The sequence below is a fragment of the Chitinophaga niastensis genome (assembly GCF_003014755.1).
Lineage (GTDB): Bacteria > Bacteroidota > Bacteroidia > Chitinophagales > Chitinophagaceae > Chitinophaga > Chitinophaga niastensis.
In genome coordinates this window covers 569156-589720 of record NZ_PYAW01000003.1, presented here as the reverse complement: position 1 = coordinate 589720, position 20565 = coordinate 569156, and the positions used below count along the sequence as shown (strand labels likewise).

Sequence of the window (20565 nt, the reverse complement as noted above, 5' to 3'; positions counted from 1 at the left end):
TAGCTTTTAGCGGTTAGCTTTTAGTGTTACTACTAATAGCTAATAGCTAACTGCTAAAGGCTGTCTACAAATGTAGCCCAGTAAAACGATTCACTTTTCTTTTTGTTGCTTTTTAACAGGGCTTTTTTTTGCCGTCGCTTTTTTCTCCTTTGTGGTTGTTGCTTTTTTCTCTTTAACTGATACTGTTTTCTTCTTAGTTTCCTTTGTTGCTGCAGCTGCTTTCTTTGTTTTGTGTGGCTGGCGCTGTACAAATTTGCCCCAGGTAAGGTTATCTTTCCCTGGCTTTTGCGCAATAGCCCGTTGAATGGCATATCTGGCGCTTGTTTCCACCACCCACTCAAAATGTTCCGGGCCTACAGAATGAAGATCTGCATCCGGTGCGGGATTGCAGAAGTCAATAGCATAAGGAACCTCACTGCGTACAGCTATTTCCACTGTGTTAAAATCGTAGCCGAGATATTCATTGAGAGCAATGACCTGCCGGGTGATTTCTTCCATCAACTCCGGGCTGCCGCTATAATCGGCCTGGTAGCGCTGGGGATGCGGATTTTTAGGATTGTAGGGCATAATACGCACTTCTTTGCCACCAATGCAATAACAGCGGTAATACTGGCTGAAATCAATTTCTTCCTGCAACATCATCACCAGTTGCCCGGTTTCACTGTGTTTACGAAAAAAATCTTCTTTATCATCTACCTGGTATACATGTTTCCAACCGCCACCGGCATAAGGTTTCATGTAAGCAGGAAAACTAACGTATTCAAAAATAGTATTCCAGTCGAACGGATAAATGAGGTTGCGGAATGATTTATCAGTAGTGTCGTCCGGCAATTTATAAGAAGGCAACAGTACTGTGCGGGGCACGTTTACATCAATTTTTTCTGCCAGCACATTATTAAAGAACTTATCATCGGCGCTCCACCAGAAAGGATTGTTGATAACCGCAGTACCTGTTGCAGCGGCATTTTTCAGGTAGGCCCTGTAAAAGGGTACATCTTGTGAAATACGGTCTACTATTACAGCATAGCCGGTATCGGCTCCCTGCATTACTTTATCTATGGTTACAAATTCAGCAAAAATGCCTGGTGGATTGATGCGGTTTACGCGGTCTACAAATGCCTGCGGAAACGTGTTTTCCTGTCCGAAGAGAATGCCTATTTTTTTCATACAGTACTTACTTGATAAGTGATAGATAATGCGGCAGCATTTCACGCCATACGGGCCAGTTGTGTACCGTATGCGGACGTATATCCAGCCAGTGCGAAATCTTTTTCTCCGCCAGGATACCTGACAGCAGCTCATTTTGCGGCCTGGTAACGTCGGTATCCGCTACGCCCAGTACAATGCCCATGCGCCAGAGGTCTGCGTGTGTATTATCCGGTACATAGTCAGTAGGATTATTAAAATATACATTGTCGTCGTAATAGCCATCCATGCGTGGTTTGATGTCGAATATGCCACTGAGGCTAAACAAATAAGACACTTTATCCGGGTGCCGGAAGGCAAAATTTGCGGCATGGTAACCGCCGAAACTACAGCCTGCGGCGGCTATCCGCTGATGACCTGTTTCTGCTTCCATGCGGGGCAGTACTTCTTCCATCAACAGTTTGTCATAACAGGTATGATTATACGCTCTAAGTTCCGGTGAAATACTTTTATTATACCAGCTGCTGGCGTCAATACTATCGGGGCAATATACTTTTACCCTGCCTTCTTCAATAAACCAGCGGATGGCATCTATAAGGCCAAAATCCTTGCTTTCATAATAGCGGCCCATGGAGGTAGGGAAAAGCAATAACGGATATCCGCTATCGCCAAATACCAACATCTCAAATTCCTTTCCCAGGTTGGGAGAATGCCATTTCAAATAGTTTTCGGTCACGGGAAAGTGTTTAGATAAATTTAAAAAAGATTATTGGTTTATCAGTAAATTGTTAGGGTGCAAACACATCATCATCATATTAATTCTTCCTTTTTACAGCGGGAAGTATTGCTGGACACGTATTTTACGGGGGAAGCACCTTCTGTGCTGCTGCTGGTAAATGATGGGCAGGACCTGGCCGGTTTACTGCCTGATACCAGCCCATCCGTTTTAGTGGTGGGTATTCATGCAGGTGTACATCGCAGGGCAGAGTATGGCACAGCCGGTGTGCTGGATCACCAGGGATATGGAGCCATGGCAGAGGGGTATGGGCGTTTTATTATCCGTGAATTATTACCTTTCCTTCAGCAGCAGTACCCGGCTATGACCTTTACGCAGCATGCATTTGCGGGCTTTTCACTGGGAGGATTGTCTGCTTTGGATATAGTTTGGCATCATCCGGACATTTTCCAGCTGGCGGGTGTTTTTTCTGGCGCATTATGGTGGCGTAGCAAGCCGTTGGGCGGGGATTATCATGATGACAAGGACCGTATCATGCACCGGCTGATCCGTTCAGGCGGTTACCGTGCCGGGTTACAGTTCTTTTTTGAATGTGGTACTGCTGATGAAACGGCAGATCGTAATAACAACGGTGTTATTGACAGTATTGATGACACCAAAGACCTGATAAAGGAACTGGTGTTAAAAGGGTATAAGCCGGAAGAGGATATTCACTACCTGGAGATTCCAGGTGGACGGCATGATATAGCTACGTGGAAAACCGCCATGGAAGTGTTTCTTCAGCTGCCTTTCTTTTCTTAATGCGATAGATTATTTTTAGGAAGATGATAGATGATGATTTCTACTCTTCTGTTTTTTCTTCTTCCTGCGGCGGTATTGTTATCTGCCACCGGCATGGATTCTCCCATACCATTTACCTGTGTGATATTACTGCCTGATTTTTTAGTGCGGATGTAATCCGCTACGGTAACAGCTCTCCGCATGGATAGTTCCTGGTTATATTCGCTGGTGCCGGTATTATCGGTATGGCCGGTAACGGTGACGGATATACTGTCATTTACCGAAATTTTGCCAATGAGGCTGTCCAGTGAGGCATGCAGGGTTGTATTCAGTTCATGGCTGTTGACTTTAAACAGCAGATCAGGAATCAGCAGTGTATCTGTTCGTATAACCGGCGCCGTTAGTTCCGGTGCAGGCTGACAACTAATCAATTCTACCACTTCGCTGGAATCTTCTCCTGGTGAGGGTTTACTTAGACCAGTGATGATGAAATCGTCATAACTGAATCCCTGTTTGTATACGAGATAAGTGGCTACTGCATTGGCGCGGTCCTGTGCCATTATCTCATTATATTTTGGATTGGGAGATTTATGTGAATAGCCGGTGAGCATAATTTTATTACGTACATCATCGCGCTGCACTTTCATGGTGCTTTCCAGTTGTGCCAGGTAAGAAGGATTTACGTCTTTGCTGCGGGGCAGAAAAAAATCACTTCTCAGCAGGATGGTATCACAGATGCCACTGCGCTGAAATACGGCCAATGGCAGTACGGGCGTTGCTTTGCCAAAGGGGCTTCCATCTCCTCCTGCGTTTGGCGAATAGTAGGAGTGGCGTTTGTGAAACGCATACAGCTTCGCCTTTACAGTATCAGCATCCTTACATATTTTACCGGATAACGGGGTAATAGTTACGCTGTCGAGATAGAGATAAAACTCCTGTTTATAAATAGCAGCCGGTTTACTGAAATTACCAATAACGATATAGCCGGCATCGTTATCTGCTGTAAAGGTTTTTTCCAGGATGGTCCAGTTATAATATTTACGAACAATATCTTTTTTGGTAAGATGTAGGGAGGCGGGTAATTCCAGTGCTTCGGCGAGATTGCGGAAGACGGGTGCAGTGTCAAATCGTATATCCGGGAGGGGTAGTTGATCCTGGTTGCTCATGGTAAATAGCCGCAGTTTATATGTCTGGCCTTTTTCCAGGGGGCATAGCAGCTGGGTCTGGCAATAGGACCGGAAGGCAGGATTGATGCGGCTTTGCATCGTCAGCATAACATAATGCTGGCCCAGTTCATCTTTATAAACGATTTTGCTGATATGCGGTGCTACCGCTTGCCAGGCGCTTGGCGCGCAGGGTGCGGAATATTCTGTGCAAATGTTCACATCTTCAAAGCCCGGATTAGGTACTATGTTCTGTGCATGGATAGTGGACAGATGGATTGTACAGGCAAGGAGGAGGAGACAACGTAAACGGGACAAGGGTAAAGGATTTGGGATATAACGGGAAGCCGGATGGATTTATTGTAAAAAAAAGACCTCCGTGATGGCACGGAGGTCTTTTGTAAAGTATATAGTAATTTCAATTAGAAGCTGTAGCGAACGCCTACCTGTCCTCTCCAACGTGCAGTAAAGTTGTTGATAGCGTAAGGTTTTTCATCACCAAAACCATTTACAACCCTTCTTCTGTCATATTGGAATACCGGACCGTTTACATCCGCTTTTCTGTATGTAAGCGGAGTAGCAGCGTTGTTACTAATGAAGTAAGTTTTGCCCCAATCGCTGTTCAGCAGGTTACCTACGTTCAGGATATCGAAAGTAAGTTCGATTTTATGATTCTTGTAGATAGGCAGTACCTGTGCCACTTTGAAGTCGAAGATATTTTCGAACGGCGTACGGGAAGCATTTTTCTTCGCGTTTTCGCCACGGTGTTTGTCCAGATAGCTATCGTTGCTGATCAGGCGCTCAAGGTCTGTTCTCTGTTCAGCTTCTGAACGGGTGTAGATGACTGCACCGGCAGAATTTTTCTGAGAGATCGGATCGAAGCGCATGGTGCTTACTTCAGAAGCTTTAGGAATATAGATCAGGTCATTGTTACCATTGCTACCTAAGTCATCACCGGTTGGATCAACAGAGTTGAAGTATACCCATGAATAAGGCACACCTGACTGACCATTGTAGAATAAGGTAACTGAAGTACGGAATTGTTTTGCTTTACCATAAGTAAAGGCTTTGGAAACTACTGCCAGTACGCGGCTACCCATGCTGTAGTTAGAACGGCCCATATCCAGGTTATTCAAACCATTGATGTTTGGTCCAAAGCGCCAGTTGGAAGCAGCGGTAGAAGAAGTACCATCATTAACGGAATAAGCATCACCATAGGAATAACCTACTTTGAAGAACAGACCGTTTTTGGTTACTTTGGTCAGCTCACCGGAGATGTTATAGGTATAACCATCGCTGGTGTTCTGTAATAACAGGATCTGGTCACCTGCGTTAGGATCTTTTTTCTTCCACATTGGTCTTTTAACACCACCACCAAGTGAAACGCTGTCACCTGTTGCTGTAACGTTCAGGTTGTTCCAGATAGCGTTGTTGACAGTTTTTGTAAAGTTACCTTCCAATGTAGCGGTCATACCCCATGGCAGTTTTCTTTCAACAGCCAGGTTTGTTTTGAACATCTGAGGGAACTTAAAGCTCTTGTCAGACAGGTTGATGTTGGATGGTTTGCTACCTACGTTAGCACCCATAGCAGACAGATTTGCTGCTGAGTATTGACCGTAGAAAGGACTGTTGCCATCGTAGTTGAAGCGGAATGAGTTAGGTAATCCGTTACCGCTCAGGTTCACGTTCGTGTATATATTACCGGTATTGGTATACTGGTTGGAAATCCATACAAAAGGTACACGGCCGGTGAAAATACCTACACCACCACGGATGATCGTTTTACCGTCATTCGTTACATCCCATGTGAAACCAACGCGTGGTGCAATGAGTGGTGTTGATTTAGGTATAGTGGTAGTAGAATAGCCTGCAAAGTTTGGATTTTTGGAGAAAGATTCGTTATTCGGAGGTGTTGTCGGGAATATAGGAATGTCTATTCTTACACCATAGGTCAGGGTGAAGTTTCTTCTGATATTCCATTCATCCTGTGCGTAGATACCGATCTGTGCAGCTTTGAAGCCGATACCATCTCTAAGAGTAGAATCTGCAGTGGTATAGTTGATCTGGTATTGTTTCGGTTTCAGGTCATTTACGAAACCAGCGATGGAATCAAACACGTAAGCACCGAAAGCACCCTGAATAAAAGTATTTTTGATCTTGTATATTTCAGCATTGGCGCCCACTGTGATAGTGTGTTTGCCATGGTACATGGTCAGGTTATCTGTAATAGTCCAGATGCTCTGATTCAGTGAATTGGCGCCGGAAGAGAATTCACTGCCCAGGTTAATAGTACGACCGTTGTCGTTGATAATAACATTCGGGAATGGTGAACCAAGGTATTTTCTTCTGTCTTTTACATTATTATATCCTACCCTTAACTCGTTACTAAGTTTATTAGAGAAGTTGGAGTTTAATTCAACTACGCTTGAATTACTGATAGAAGGGAAAGTATAGTAGTTGTTGTAATAAGCTGCAGCGCTATTAGTTCTGCTGTATACCAGATCGCTTGCATTCAGGTAGTTGTGACGGAAGGTCAGCTTATGAACGCTGTTGATGTTCCAGTCAATACGGCCAAACAAAGTCGTGGCTGGTTTTTCACGTTGCTGATCAGTGAAACCACCCAGATCAACACCATATTTGGTTTTTACGTGATTGTAAACATTTTGCAGTTCGTCTACAGTTACGTTGGAAGAACCTGTACCCGGGTTAAAATCGATTGGATTAACCCTTTTAGATCTTTCAGCATTTATGAAGAAGAACAGTTTGTTTTTGATGATCGGACCACCGACGCTGGCACCGAAAATTTTATTATTGAAGGTACCATAACTGGACCGGGTAGAGTCCGGAGCTTTACCAACCATGCCCTGATTCTGGTAATATAAATAGGCAGCACCATGGAATTGGTTAGTACCACTTTTGGTGATAGCATTGATACCACCACCGGTGAAACCACTTTGCTTAACATCGTAAGGATTCAGTACAATTTGCAGCTGATCAATAGTTTCGATAGAAATAGGGTTGGCACCTGCCTGACCGCCATTGGTACCGGAAGCAGATAAGCCGAATACATCGTTTGTTACGGCGCCATCTACTGCAAACTGGTTGTATTTATTACTCTGACCACCAAAGGAGATACCCATAGGTGAACCATCTTTACCGTTTGTAGAAACAGATGCCTGTGGGCTCAGTTTCACGAAATCCTGTACGCTTCTGTTCACAGTAGGAATATTATCCATTTGTGTGCGGGAAACGTTCAGTGCAGTACCGCCATTACCTTGTGCAATGTTTTTAGTAGCGGTGATACTTATTTCTTTCAGGTTGGTTGCGCCTTCAGAAAGTTTTACATTGATTTTCAACGGTTCTCCCAGTTTCAGGAATATATCGTTGAAAGTTTCCGTACCGTAACTGATAAAGGACACTTCCACTTTGTAAGGTCCGCCAACGCGAACGTTAGGGATCGTGAATTCGCCACCATTGCGGGTAGTAGTTCCATAAACAGTTCCGGTTGGAGTGTGTGTGGCTTTTACGGTAGCTCCGATGAGCCCTTGCCCTTTTGAATCAGTCACAACACCGGTGATGCTACTGGTCGTAACCTGTGCATAGGTAAGTAATGTTGTAAGTAATAAAGAAAATGTAAAGAGTAATTTTCTAAATCTCATGATTTTAGAAGTTTGTTTCATGGCGCAAAGTTGCTAAAATTTCCTGGCAATAATTTAACGCCGAATTAACAAATTGTTAAGCCCGGTGTTGATATCTCGAACCATATGGAAAAAATTGGATATAATCTATCCGAATGCCCGTAAATAAAAGGATTTCGCAAGAAAATCCTTAAAAATTATGATTCCTCAAATTGATGATATTATTAATGCATGAAACCCATACCCAGATTGAACTTTATGCCTGTTTAGGTGTATAAACTATCATAAATGCGAGCTATTTTGTATGTGTTAAAATCAGCCTGCATAATTAACATTCCTGCAACGTTTTTTTAACAGTAAAAGGGATGTTTTACACCTTATCTTTTAACATCTATATGTCGTAACTTTGCGCAATTCAACATTTTCTTACCCGGAGGGAATATTATATGTTAGATAAAATAGAAGCAGCAATAGAAGATATAAGAAACGGTAAGCTGGTAATTGTAGTGGATGATGAAGACCGTGAGAATGAAGGGGACTTTATAACTGCAGCGCGCAATGTAACGCCCGAAATTATCAATTTTATGAGCACCCACGGCCGTGGCCTGATCTGTGCACCGCTGGTAGAAGAGCGTTGCGAAGAGTTAGGACTGGAGCTGATGGTACGCGATAACACGGCTTTACACCAAACACCATTTACCGTATCCGTAGATCTGCTGGGACATGGCTGTACCACAGGAATATCTGCACATGACAGGGCCAAAACCATTCAGGCACTGATAGATCCTACTACCAAACCAGAACACCTGGGTAAACCAGGACATATTTTTCCGCTGAAAGCCAAAACCGGTGGCGTTTTACGCCGTTCCGGCCATACGGAGGCAACTATTGATCTGGCACGACTGGCAGGTTTTGAACCAGCCGGTGTACTGGTAGAGATCATGAATGAAGATGGTTCCATGGCACGCTTACCGCAACTTCGCGAAATAGCTACCCGGTTTGATCTGAAACTCATCTCTATACAGGACCTGATCACTTACCTGCTCAGCACCGAAACGCTGATAGAAGAGGGAGTAAGGGTACAGATGCCTACCAAATACGGCAACTTTGAACTGATCGCCTTTAAACAAATCAATTCCGGCGAAATACACATGGCGCTGAGAAAAGGTACCTGGACCAAAGATGAACCCGTACTTGTACGTGTACATTCTTCCTGCGTTACCGGCGATATCCTGCATTCACTCCGTTGCGACTGCGGTGAGCAATTGCACGCCGCCATGCAAATGGTAGAGAAAGAAGGCAAAGGCCTTATATTATATATGAACCAGGAAGGTCGTGGTATCGGTCTCATGAATAAATTAAAAGCGTATAAACTCCAGGAAGAAGGACTCGATACAGTAGAGGCTAACCTGGAACTGGGCTTTAAAATGGATGAACGCGATTATGGCGTTGGTGCACAAATCCTCCGGCATCTGGATATTTCCAAATTACGTCTCATCACTAATAACCCCCGCAAACGTGCTGGTTTGAGTGGCTATGGTTTGGAAGTCGTGGAAAATGTGCCGATTGAAATACATCCGAATCCGCATAATGAGAATTATCTGCGGACCAAAAGAGATAAACTCGGTCATGAAATATTACGCGGTTAGCGGATGTTGTCTTTCCCAGGATTAGACTGATTATGCTGATTACACTGATTTTATTTTTTTAATTATAAAGGATTAAAAAAGATTGGCGGAGATCATCGCAGAAGTTGTCTGAACCAGGATTAAAGGATTTTACGGATTACCCTGATGGGTGTTTTGTTGTCTTATATTTGAAAGAAAATAAAAAGAGAAGGTCTGGGATTTCCAGACCTTCTCTTTTTATTTTATACGATGTAATTATATGTTTTAAATAACAAAACACCCATCAGGGTAATCCGTAAAATCCTTTAATCCTGGTTCAGACAACTTCTGCGATGATCTCCGCCAATCTTTTTTAATCCTTTGTAATCAAAAAAAATAAAATCAGTGTAATCAGCATAATCAGTCTAATCCTGGGAAAGAAAATTTAGCGCACCGTACTAGTATCCCCCCTCACTTTTAACGAGTCTTCCTGTTTCTCTTTCAGTGCTGTTACTTTGCGTAGAGAATCCAATAGCGGCGTAGATCTGCGCCTGTTCAACAACTCACTGAATTTATTGTATTCCCTGATATAGGAGATGCCAACACCGGATTTCGTACGGTTGTTGAGGTTATATACATCGTAATCTGATTTGCTAAAAGCATTGATACGGAAGCGGCCATCAGCTGTGAGCAGGTACTCTATGCGGAAGTCGCCCGCAAAGCGGTTGGTACTGGCAGATGTAGATGTTTTCCCCCAATCGTAATCACCACCGGCATATAAACGGAAACGGTTATTGAATAAGTTACTGGTAATACCGGCACTCACCTGGTTACGGTCTACTGAGGAGTTGTCCACTGCCGGACCACCCACATTATAAGCCCGGTAGTTTACGTTCACACCAATACCGGTACCTTTTAGTAACACCCCTGTGATATTGTTCAGAATGGCCTGCGCCTGTGCTGATAATGCCTGTCCCACACTGTTTTTGCCGGTAATACCTACGTTGGTAGCTGCGCCTGTAGCATCGTCTGGCAGGAACTGATTAGAAAACAGCAGTCCCCATACCTGGAACAATGCTTTATTCTGATCATTGTTGATTTCTTTCAGGTGAGCCGCCACACCGCTCTCATAAGCCAGACTGCCCACTTCCGGCAACTGAATGGAATAGGTAATATCCGGTTTGAGGAGTGCGCCACGCAGGTTAATTTCTACATCCACTTTTTCTGTGCGGGTAGCCAGTTTGTCGGTGGCGATATTGGTTCCCTGTCCTACGAGGTTGTATAAACTTACTTTAGGCAGCGAGTATTTAGCCATGATATTTACTTTGGCATCCTGTGGGTCACCATTCCAGGTGATAGTGCTGTTCTTTTCTATATCAAACTTCCAGCTGGTAAGGCGTTGAAAGTTGAAATTATAGGAACCATTATTGATTTCATAATTCCCGAACATGCTGAACTCACCTTCCGTATTTACTGTGATCTGAAGGTTACCGGTACCATTAGCAGAGATAACATCGCCGGTAGTGGCATCGAGGATGACATCAATCTGCGCATCCGGATTGGCAGCGATATCCAGCTTTACAGTAAGTTTTGTATTATCTTTTTTCTTCTTTTTATCTTTTATTTCTGTGCCGTAGGACTTGAAGGTGATGTAATCGTATTTACCAATATCCTTACTGTCGGACATAGGCAAATAGAAATGTGTTCCCTTGATTGGCCGGGCGAGAATGTGCATTTGCATGTCGTTCAGCGGACCGGAAAAATATACTTTACCATCCGCGATAACATCTCCATAAAATAAATCATTATCCGTTGCACTGGTATTGAGGAAGAGGAATTTTTTACCGGTAACATCAAAATCAAAATTCAGTTTATCAAAGTGATCGTGACTGATATAACCGCTGGCAGTGCCTACCGTGTTATATTTATCTATTAGGGAGAAGTTGCCAAACTCAATCAGGTTGTCATCGATATTCACATTCAGTTTAGGTATCTTATAATGCGTACCCAGGTAATCCACTGTAACGCCTACGGTATCCAGTGTCAGGGTGCCTTTAACGGAAGGCTGACTGGTAGTACCGGTAATGTTGAGATTACCGTTTACGGCTCCTGTGAGATTAGATACATAGCCCGTCAGGTACTTATTTAATAAACTGATAGAAGTGCCGTTTACATTGATGCTTGCATCAATGGCTTTGTTGGTGGAAGATAACCCTACCTTGCCCTGCGCCAGGAAAGCTTTTCCTTCGTTATCAGATTTGATGACAAAGGTAGCGTCACCGGTTTGCTGATGATACGTACCATCAACATTTACTACGCCGATGGAATCATTGTCTATACGCAGTTCCCGCGTTCTCAGTGCGGTGTTGATATCCAGGTTTTGTGTAGGATCCGAAATATGGATAGTCCCGTCTGTGATGCCTTCTACGCGGGTAGATATCAGCTGCGCCGGTATTACATCTGCGAGGTTGAGGTTTTTGAGTGTAACAATAAATTTGGATTCATCCGGATTATATTCATTCGTTTCCACCGTAATACTTTGGTCATTACGGGTAACGCGCAGGTTTTTCACTGTCAGGAAATGTTTGCTCCAGTAAATTTCATTACCGGGTGTAACGTTCCACTGCCGCTCGTTTACGGTGAAGGCACTATTCAGAAAATTGATTTTCAGGCCATCCTGTACCGTGATCACCCGGGCATAAAAACCATCGAGTGAAGAGGTGTCTTCTGCCTGTAGATCTACTTTTATGAAAGAGGTATCATGCCCGGAACTGGCCAGTATCAGTGGGTTTTCCAGGACCACATTTTTCCCGGACAGTACCTTGCCTATGCTGGTGCTGATGTTTACTTTGTTAAAGTTGCCATTCCCTTTTACCTGTAGGTTCTGAACATGGTAGTTGAGATAAGCGGCCTCCGGTATGAGGATGTTTAGGGCGAGGTTGCCTCCGTTCATCGTATTGAGTGCCCCGTCTACCTTTGTCTGACTGAAGCCGGAAAACTGTTTGGTAAAGCCTTTCAGCAGTTTGTCCACATCTCCGAACCGGAAGGCGAAGCTGAAATTCTGATTGATATTGGGATTTTGCGGTGCGCTGAAAAAGCTGGGATAATATTTATATAACAACAGGTGGAAAGCATCCGGTAATTGCAGGAAACTATAGTCTCCTTTTACATATCCGCTTATTTCACTGCCGGCAAATTCCAGTACTTTAATATTATCCTGTATATGGGTAGACACGTTGAGGGAGTCGAACTCCAGGCGGCGGTTATCTTTAAATACAGATACCTCGTACATACGTGCCACACCATCAAAGTTATCGATGGTGCTACCTGCAAAGTTCAGGTCCAGCTTGGCTTGCAGCGTAACAGAATCCTGAGTGATATGCAGGGCTTTGAGATCACTTTTGCGGATCTCCGAATTAAAATTGAATACTGGCAGGGCTTCATTGAAATCGATGGTACCGGCAAAGTCCATATCCAGGTTAGGATCATTAGCAGTTAAGGAGCCGTTGAAAAACTTACGGCTCATTTCACCTTTTGTTTTGATGTGCTGATAGTTGTATCCAAAAAGTGATATCTCTTTTATATCTGCATCTACACTGGCTTTCAGCGTTTTGAAGTTGAAGCCGGCGCCATCTACTTTAGCATCGAGTGAAATGGTAGCGAGGTTGCTGTTATCAAAGAGACTGCCTATATCGAAGTTGGTAGCGGTTAAGCTCCCGGAGTATACGGGCACATCGCGACTTGTTTTGAAGTTCAGATCCGAGTTCAGTTTGCCGAGATTGGTCTGGAACTGGCCATAGGCCACAAAGTCATTCACAAAACCGGTATAACTTCCCTGGAAGCGGATAGCAGTGAGGCGGTCTATGCGAACGGCATTCACATCTTTTACAATGGGCATGATCTGCATTACATCTTTACCGGTAGTAACCAGTTCTTCTAAGTGGAAGTCGATGAATGTTTGGTAGATATCAGGCAGACCGCGCATTTCGAGGGAACCTTTTAAGCGGGTGGTATTACCTGCCTGCAGTTCTATTTCTGATGCTTTCAGGTTGCTCACTGGTCCGCGGGCTTTACCTGTGAGAGTAATTTCTTTTTTCCAGGTAGCGAGGGGTGGGGCAAAGAAGGCAATGTCATCGGAGGAGAGCCTGCAGTTTTTGAAGCGGGCCTGCATAAACACATCGTTGATGTAGTCGCTCATATCGCTGATATCTCCGTATTGCATGGTGTAATAGTCGCCGATATGGCTGCGGTTTGTTTCCAGGTTCAGCCTGGAAAACTCCATTTCCACGGGCGACATCTTAAATCTGCTGGTAAGTTTTTTCACTTCAAAGCCGGAGCGTTCTTTGGTACTGAGGCTAAGATCTCCTATCACACTGTCTTTTATGAGACTGGTATTAGTAAGAGAGAGATTGATTTCGTTGAAGCGGATGTGATGTGGTGCAAAGTAGCCGGGTACTATTTTCGTAGTGTCGTCGGGGTTATCTACACCAAACATTCCGTTTTTAATAGTCAGTTCTTTTACCAGTAACTTCCAGTTGGCGCCGTTCCAGCGGAGCTGGTGTGCCGCACCGGTATCGGGCAGCGGATTGCTGTTGCCGGTGGGTGGGCGTTTGTGCCGGAGCGGAGAGGATGCGTAGCTGCTGATAATAAAAGCTGGTTGATCCAGCAACAGTTCCTGCACATCTATATTATGTTTCTCCAGGTCCAGGTTTTTAGCGTCGATATAAATGCGTTTGGCAGATGCCCGCATATCTTCTCCTACCCAGGCATCCACCTGTTTCACCTGGATATTGCGGAGGTCAATTTTTTTCAGGTCGAGCGCAATGGTTTTGGCTGGTTGTTGGCTGGTATCGGGTTTGGATGATCCAAAGGCTTCTTCCAGGAAATGGAAGTTCCAGACAGAATCAGTGCTGGAGCGGTGCAGGTTGATCTGTGCATTGTCGAGGCCTATGAATTTGATCACTGGTTTATCCTGAAAAAAGAACCAGTCGGTGATGCGTAGCTGTAATTTGCCTGCGTACAGGAGCGTATCTTTATGTTTATCTTCTATCAGTGCACCTTCCAGCTGCATGCTGTTAAACAACCGGAGGCTTACATGGTCAATTTCCACGCGTGTTTTCAGCCGCTCCGACAGGCGGCTGGTGACCTCATGCACGAGGAAATTCTGTACCACAGGGATGTTTACCAGTATCCCTATCAAAATGATGAGGCCTAACAAACACAGTAACACAACTGATAATATTTTCCTTACTTTTTTCAGGCGGCAAAGTTTATCCGGCAAAAATAATTAATAGTTGTCAGTCCATGTCATTAACTGGATAGTAAATAACAAATTAGATTATTTTGGGACAAATGAGCGGTATCATAAAGGCATTTGTAAAGAGCGAATAGTTATTTCGTATATGGGTTGGGGTGAGTAGGAGAGCAAAGCTGTTGTTTGCAGCGGGGTAATTTATGGGCTGAAACCGGGTATTTTAGTGTAATATAGCTACTGGATAAGTTTAATACCATCATGAGATTGTCTTGAATAGTTTATGATATTGATGTTAATTTATCATTTTATAATATGATTTTAATGTAAAAATAAGGAGTAATTGATTAATTCTTATCTTTTTAAACATAAATAGTTGATTATTATTTTTTTATAGAACTACAATTACATTATATTTGTTAAAATGCATATTGTCATATTAAAGTCACAACTTATTATTGTGTTATTAGGAAAACATTAACATTTATAATTTCCACTCTGATAATGCATAAATAGTGGACAATCATTTATGTCAACAGTGAATAATCAGCCGAAAATCAGTGAATATAAAATAGTGAACATAATAGTGGGCATAAAACAGTAAACATCTTTATAATTTAATCAACCATCCAAGTTTTCCGACATAGTTTATTAAACGGGCAGCTACACACAAAACAGGAACAATCATTTTACTTTAACATTGAAACAATTATTCAAAGAATCAGTGAGTACAAACAGTGAGCATCATTTAAATCCAATCAACCAATTCCAATAATTCCGAAGTAGTTTATTAAACCAGAATCTATGCACAAAAAGTTGCTATTATTAGCGCTAATGGGATTGCTATGCCTGCAGGTATGGGCCCAGGAGCGAAAAATTTCCGGTACCATCAGAGATGACAAGGGGGTAGCATTACCGGGAGTATCTATAAAGGAAGTAGGTACCAATAATGGGGTAGCTACTAATCCTGATGGTAAATTTAGCCTTACATTAAAAGGTACTGCTCATCAGCTTACCATTTCATTTATCGGTTTTGAAACAAAAACATTGCAGCTGTCTGATAAAGAGGTGTACAATATTTCATTGAACCCGGATCCGAAAAGTCTGAAAGATGTGGTGATAATCGGTTACCAGGAAGTAAAGCGCAAAACGGTAACAGCAGCTGTGTCCAGCGTGAAAGGGAAAGAGATAGAAAATCTGCCTTCACCAAGTTTTGATCAGTTGTTACAAGGTCGTGCTGCTGGTTTGAATGTTCAGAATTTTACCGGTGAGCCGGGTGTACGCGGTTCGTTTGTGGTACGTGGTAATACTTCTATCAGTCGCTCTATAGATAATTCACGCGCATTAAGCTCTCCCTTATTTGTAATTGACGGTATTCCTATTTCACTGGATGATGCGGCCCAATTTGATAACACCGGTACCAACTATATTGCTGGCTTGAATCCGAATGATATTGAGTCCATCGACATTCTGAAGGATGCTTCTGCTGCTGCTATCTACGGTTCACGTGGCGCCAACGGCGTAATCATTGTGAAAACAAAACGTGGTAAGTCAGGTAAACCACAGGTGAATTTTTCGAGCTATGCTGGTAAAACCATGAAACCAAAGCTGGAAAAAGTATATGGTGGAGCCGAAGAGCGGCAGTTTAAAATGAACTACCTCGAAAACCATCTGGGTTATGATTTAAAGAGGTCAGCTATTCCTATGCTGTTAACGGATAGTTTGAATCCGTCTTTTAGTGGCGCTACCGACTGGCAGGATTTATTTTATCAGAATGGTATTGTGCAGAACTATGACTTGTCTGTTTCCGGAGCAAATGAAGCTACCAATTACCGCATCAGTGGTAACTACTATAACGAAGATGGTATTATTAAAGGCACCGGCTTTAAGCGTTATACTGTTTCTGCTGTAATGGGTATGAAGTTGACGTCTAAATTTAATGTGGATGCGCTTTTCCGTTTAAGTCGCGGTGACAGATCCCGTGGCCGTGGCCAGTTTCCTGGTGAAGATGTGATCCCGTTGCAGAATGGACAATATCTTTCCTCTCTGTTTAATATATCTGATTTAGAGAAGAAAAATTATACCGGTGATTTGACTTCCGGTCGGGATAAAAACCTGAACGATGATATTACCGCGAGCATTACATTGAATTATGATTTTACACCAAAACTTCATTTTGCCTCTATCGGATCAGTTCAATCCAGTATCAACTCACGTGACATTTTCAGACCAGGTGAGTTGAATATAGTTGGGTTGTCTTATGCACAAAGCAGTAAGAGCCGCTATGAGAATATGAACGTGGATAACACGTTGAATTTTACAACGGACGTTGCTAATAAAGATCATCACTTAAATGTGTTATTAGGGAATACGATCAATAATGTTAAAAACGAATATACTGGTATTGGTAGTGGCGCTATTACCAATGATAATGTGAAGGTAGTACAGGGATATGACCTGAATTATCTTGTGCAGAAAGATGCCAATGGTACGCTTATTTCCGGTTCCAATTATGAGTCTGCCGGTATGTTATCATTCTTTGCACGTGTCAACTACGACTATAAAGAAAAATACCTGTTGTCGTTTGCATGGCGTGCAGATGCTTCCTCCCGTTTTGGTAGTGACAGCCGTTGGGGTTACTTCCCGTCTGTATCTGCCGGTTGGAATATATTGGACGAACCATTTGCAGCACCGTTCAAGCATATAGTGGATATGTTTAAGATCCGTGGTAGTTATGGTGTAACCGGTAGCTTACCAGGGGGATATTACCTTCCTTATAATAATTACAGCATTAACCAGGGTTCTTATGGTGGTTCCTCTGCCGGCACTTATAATGGGGTGAATGCAGTAACGCCTAACTTCAGTGGTGGTGTTGCCCAGAAAGGTTTAACATGGGAACAATCTATCCAGTCAAACATTGGTTTTGATGCAGGTTTTTTCAATGGTCGTTTATCTGCTACTGTTGACGCTTACAACCGTGGTAAAACCAAAACGCTGTTTGATCTCCTGTTACCGTCCACCAGTGGTTACAATAAAGTAAATACCAACTCTGTAGGATTGCGGAATACAGGTATCGAGTTTACTGTTATGGGACGTATACTGGCACCTACCAGTGCTTTCCAGTGGAATAGCCGCCTGATACTTTCGTTCAACAAAAATCAGATCACTGCGCTGCCTAATGGTAACCGTGATCTTGTTGTGTCTGATGATAACCTTGGAATTACCTATATCCTGACAAAGGGTCGTCCGATCAATGAATTTTATATGATCAAGAGCAATGGTGTATATAAAACAGAGAAAGATATTCCATTCAATCCCTATACCGGTGAAAAAATGACTTACTGGAATGGCAATCATACTGTACAGGCAGGTGATTTTAACTGGACAGATCAGAACCATGACTATGATGTGTGGGATTGGAATGATAAGGTAGCGGGTGGTAATCCTAATCCGCGTGTTACCGGTGGATTCACCAATACTTTTTCGTACAAAGGTGTGAGCCTGGAAGTATTCGTCACCTTCCTGCTGGGTCGTGAAATTTATAACAAATATATGTCCGACAAGCTGACGGGTTTGCGTAACGACTATGCAACTATTGCTGGCATAGATCCTGCCAGTGTGGATACCTGGCACAAACCGGGTGATAATGCCAAATATTCTGAACTGCTTCCTTATGCGCCTGGCTATTATTATCAGTACCTGCCTTTCTCTACTGCATTTGTTGAAAATGGCAGTTATGCCCGTATTAAATATTTAAACCTGTCTTACACTTTCAACCGCAAATTCCTGGATCGTATTAAAATGCGCAATCTGCAGGTATATGGTGTGATAGATAACGTGAAAATGTTCCAGAAAGCAAATGTTCCGGATGCAGAAGCAGTGGATGAAAGGGGAACTTATACCGGTGGAGGTTATCCAATACCACGGAAATTCACTTTGGGTGTAAATGTTGGTTTTTAATTTTTAAAAGAAGTAGATATGAATTGTCTTAAAAATATATTCACCGTGGCGGTTGCAGGCATGCTATTGTCTCCTTTTGTATCCTGTAAAAAACTGTTGGAGCAGCAGCCTATCAATTCTCCTTACAATAGTGTATTCTGGCAAAATCAGCGTGATGCGGAACAAGGTATTGCCGGCAACTACGCATTGCTGAGAAATGCGCTAACTACCAATACCGCCTTTGGCGGCTACATGTCGAATTTTGCTTATGGTAGTCTTCCTGCCTATGAGTTTTCAGTGTTTAATCAGTATGACCTCAGTTTTCTGGTAAATGGCGGTAATAGTATGGCCACTGCTGATTTTCTGGGAGATTACCTGGATCCTTTAGCAGACTGGACACCTTACTATAAAATAATTACCCAAAGTAATATCATCTTATATAACGTACCTAAAATACCAGATAATCAGTTTACAGAAACACCTACGCCAACACGTAACAGGTTTTTAGGGGAAGCCTTATTTCTGCGTGCCTACACTTATTTTTATATGACGAGGATATGGGGAGATGTACCGCTGATAAACCAGTATGATGCTGATCCGGCACATGCTAAAAATGTACCGCGTACCAATGAAAAAATGGTGTTGGATAGTTGTGTTAATGACCTGAAACAAGCCATTAACTTGTTGCCCTGGACTAATAAAAAGGGTGCGGAAGTAGCGGTGAGAGCAAATAAGGGAGCTGCCTATGCCTTGCTGGCACATATTTACATGTGGCAAAATTTCCTGACAAAGGGAAGTAATCCGGCTTATCTCAGCAACGCTATTGCTGCTGTAGATACTCTTGAAAGCAGTGGTCAATATCAGCTGTTACCGGCTACGAATTATCCCAGCATATTCCATGGAAAAACAAGCGAGGGAATATTTGAGTTGAACATGCAGGTGTCTACCATTGAACAACAGACAGAAGATGGATATTACTATAATATTCTCCAGGATCCCCTTATTATTAAGAAAAGCGGGTCGCCGGCTATTCTTAACACAGACCTGATGAATGATATTTATGACGATAGTACCGATCTGCGTTTAAACTACTTTTTCTATGGGTTAAAAGAAACTAATATAACAAAACATATACTGTGCAAATTTGCGGGTCCTAATGCACAAAACATTTATTATAAAAACCCTGGTAATAATACTGGTGCTGCTGTAGATGCTAATATCATCCTGCTGCGTTATGCAGATTTAATCCTGTTACGCGCCGAAGCTTATGCTGATCAGGGAAATGCTGGTGCTGCACTGAGTGATATTAACAAGGTGAGAAGGCGTGCCGGTGCTGCAGATACTGATGGGAACGGAGATGTGAAATATGAAGTATTCCGTGAGCGCTCCCGTGAATTGTATGGAGAAGGCCAACGTTGGTATGATCTTGTGCGCACAGGTTACCTGAAAACAGAAAGCGGTGGCAAATTTACAGATACCCGCTATAATGCAGAAGGTTGGAAATGGCCGGTTGCACGCAAATTATTCCTGAATAATACGGTGCTTACTCAAAATAGTTATTGGCTTGGCAAAGTGAAATAACACCGTTTTCTAATAACAATAAAAAAAGAATCATGAACAAACTGAAACTATATACGACCAGGTGCGGATGGGTATTATTGTTCGCCACTATTATGGTTACCGCCTGCAAAAAAGATGATCACTTTATAGGTGGGAGTGCTACAAGTCCTAAAACAGATTTGACTACTTACGATTATTTGAAACAGAACAAGCTGTTTGATACGCTCATTATGCTGATAGACAAAGCGGGCATGAAAGATGAGATCAACGGTGATGTTACTTTTTTTGCATCTACTAATTATTCAATTAAATTACTGTTGGATGCGCGTTCATCTCAATTGCAGTTAGCTCATAACAATGAGAATCTTACCTACACAATAGATAGTTTTCCCCCTGCTGAGTTGAGAGATTCTATCAGGGCTTATATGTTTAAAGGTAAAATTGTCAGGGAGGATTTGTCGTTGGATCCAACATTCTACAAAAACCTCGATGGACAGGATTTTGTAGTTCGCCTTAGAGAAACAACTGATTACGGTGGCATTTTTGACAAGCCTGTACGTTATATGTCTTTAACAAAAATCATTAACGGTAAAGATCCGGAACCTTTGCCGCCAGGATTCCCGAAAGCAGATATTGATAAGGAAGATATATGTCGGACAACTGGGATCCTTACGAAAACAGGCGTGTTGCATGTATTGAATAACAATCATTTTTTCTACTGGAGATAGTAATGCCATCACTAAAA

At 42.8% G+C, this 20565-nt stretch carries 10 protein-coding genes; 5 read left to right on the top strand and 5 right to left on the bottom strand.

The genetic code is table 11. The features are described 5' to 3' along the window. Positions 1-90: 90 nt before the first annotated feature. Positions 91-1167, bottom strand: coding sequence for an ATP-grasp domain-containing protein (locus CLV51_RS16985; RefSeq protein ID WP_106529250.1), 1077 nt, complete (start codon positions 1165-1167; stop codon positions 91-93). A gap of 7 nt (positions 1168-1174) precedes the next feature. Continuing rightward, positions 1175-1882: an esterase family protein gene (locus CLV51_RS16980; RefSeq protein WP_106529249.1), complete on the bottom strand. Its 708-nt coding sequence runs from the start codon at positions 1880-1882 to the stop codon at positions 1175-1177. Positions 1883-1939: 57 nt separating this feature from the next. Here CLV51_RS16980 and CLV51_RS16975 point away from each other — a divergent pair, with 57 nt between their 5' ends. Beyond that, positions 1940-2683, top strand: a complete 744-nt coding sequence (locus CLV51_RS16975; RefSeq protein ID WP_245898807.1) for an alpha/beta hydrolase — start codon at positions 1940-1942, stop codon at positions 2681-2683. On the opposite strand, the gene CLV51_RS16970 is transcribed toward CLV51_RS16975, so the two are convergent. Further along, positions 2680-4143, bottom strand: coding sequence for an OmpA family protein (locus CLV51_RS16970; RefSeq protein WP_106529247.1), 1464 nt, complete (start codon positions 4141-4143; stop codon positions 2680-2682). The genes CLV51_RS16975 and CLV51_RS16970 overlap by 4 nt on opposite strands. A gap of 104 nt (positions 4144-4247) precedes the next feature. Continuing rightward, complete coding sequence (locus tag CLV51_RS16965) at positions 4248-7484, bottom strand: TonB-dependent receptor (protein ID WP_158267048.1); 3237 nt, start codon at positions 7482-7484, stop codon at positions 4248-4250. Positions 7485-7909: 425 nt separating this feature from the next. Here CLV51_RS16965 and CLV51_RS16960 point away from each other — a divergent pair, with 425 nt between their 5' ends. Next, the gene (locus CLV51_RS16960) at positions 7910-9112 is read left to right on the top strand and encodes a bifunctional 3,4-dihydroxy-2-butanone-4-phosphate synthase/GTP cyclohydrolase II (protein WP_106529245.1); all 1203 of its coding nucleotides are present in this window, start codon (positions 7910-7912) and stop codon (positions 9110-9112) included. Between the two features lie 403 nt (positions 9113-9515). Here the strand turns inward: CLV51_RS16960 and CLV51_RS16955 are convergent, their stop codons facing one another. Next, positions 9516-14300 (bottom strand): translocation/assembly module TamB domain-containing protein, encoded by a 4785-nt coding sequence (locus tag CLV51_RS16955; RefSeq protein ID WP_146151305.1) that lies wholly within the window; start codon positions 14298-14300, stop codon positions 9516-9518. A gap of 825 nt (positions 14301-15125) precedes the next feature. On the opposite strand from CLV51_RS16955, the gene CLV51_RS16950 reads away from it, so the two are divergent. The 3 genes from CLV51_RS16950 to CLV51_RS16940 are packed head-to-tail and all read left to right on the top strand — an operon-like array spanning position 15126 to position 20548. Further along, positions 15126-18281 (top strand): SusC/RagA family TonB-linked outer membrane protein, encoded by a 3156-nt coding sequence (locus CLV51_RS16950; protein ID WP_106529243.1) that lies wholly within the window; start codon positions 15126-15128, stop codon positions 18279-18281. 18 nt (positions 18282-18299) lie between these two features. Continuing rightward, positions 18300-19841, top strand: a complete 1542-nt coding sequence (locus CLV51_RS16945; RefSeq protein ID WP_106529242.1) for a RagB/SusD family nutrient uptake outer membrane protein — start codon at positions 18300-18302, stop codon at positions 19839-19841. A gap of 32 nt (positions 19842-19873) precedes the next feature. Next, positions 19874-20548, top strand: a complete 675-nt coding sequence (locus CLV51_RS16940; protein WP_106529241.1) for a hypothetical protein — start codon at positions 19874-19876, stop codon at positions 20546-20548. Positions 20549-20565: the final 17 nt, after the last annotated feature.